Source organism: Segatella salivae DSM 15606, from assembly GCF_000185845.1.
GTDB lineage: Bacteria > Bacteroidota > Bacteroidia > Bacteroidales > Bacteroidaceae > Prevotella > Prevotella salivae.
Window position 1 is genome coordinate 910,214 of the sequence record NZ_GL629647.1, and the last position, 762, is coordinate 910,975.

Consider the following 762-nt stretch of genomic DNA (forward strand, 5'->3'; position numbering starts at 1 on the left):
ATATCTCCCTATTAAATATAAAAATTGAGAAATTTATAATACCTCCTCCAAAATCCGGGACAAATTGTCTAAAGTTAAATATATAATTAAAAGTCGCCCATCCATAAAACACAACTAAGCAGCACAATAATAAATACTTAAAATTCTTTTTAGACATATTATCAACCAATCTATTTAACAATGGTGATACTCCACATAATACAAAATAACAAGATATAAACCAAAATTCATTTGAAATTATAGGCATAAAATAAGGCAGACTACCCTTGATATTATTCTGTCCTATGACCATATAGTCTGCTATCAGCCATGAAAAGAACAAAACGGAAAACCAAATTTTAATTATTTTGCGCCAATTGAATTTTATACTAAAATATCCGGAAATTAGTACAAAAGTGCTTACAGCAACGATACAGAAGCTATAGAGGAGTCTTGAGAGACTATAGTCCTCCCCCCCCCCATATAACGTGCTGTCATAGGTAATTTGCATACCTTTTCCAATAAGATGACCACCTATAACGAAAAGCATACAAAGAATTCGTAATAATTCAAATGAGGAAACTCTTTGCTTATTTTTAGTTATAATCCTTTCCATAAAATAATCTTCCAATTACCTTCTAATCTTCTCACGAACTAACGCAAGAAGATAATTAAGATCCTGAGACTTAGTTACTACTGAAACTAAAATATATGAAGACATTCCGACAAGCGTCCCAACTAATAACTTTACCCACATACTTGATAAAAAAAAGTATTGATATA

At 30.7% G+C, this 762-nt stretch carries 1 protein-coding gene; it reads right to left on the bottom strand.

All coding sequences use genetic code 11. The features are described 5' to 3' along the window. Window positions 1-595: acyltransferase family protein (locus HMPREF9420_RS03775; protein WP_007134116.1), on the bottom strand; the 595-nt coding region annotated here is incomplete at its 3' end. Between the last annotated feature and the right edge of the window lie 167 nt (window positions 596-762).